The 245-nt window shown below is 37.6% G+C and carries 1 pseudogene; it reads right to left on the reverse strand.

From position 1 onward, the window contains the following. Positions 1-245 (reverse strand): annotated as a pseudogene (locus AAEY62_RS24105) (methyl-accepting chemotaxis protein); the annotation flags it as partial.

Below are 245 nucleotides of genomic sequence, written 5' to 3' on the forward strand. Positions count from 1 at the left end.
GTTGATAGGTCGATAAAGATAAATTAACCACTTCACTATAATAATCACTCGCCAACTTATTGTAGCTTAGAGCATGACTACTTTGAGTTGATGCTTTTTGTACATAATTTATAAGCGATGACGCTGAGCCCGCCATTTGTCTCAGAGCATTGTCTAAAAGCGCAGTTTCGTTACCTGAGAGCTTTCCTAGTGCTCTGTATTTACCGTTAATGTCTTTATTTAGTGAAAATAGCTGTGTTGAAAGG

The sequence above is a fragment of the Pseudoalteromonas sp. GW168-MNA-CIBAN-0100 genome, from assembly GCF_040309225.1.
In the GTDB taxonomy this organism is placed as follows: domain Bacteria; phylum Pseudomonadota; class Gammaproteobacteria; order Enterobacterales; family Alteromonadaceae; genus Pseudoalteromonas; species Pseudoalteromonas arctica.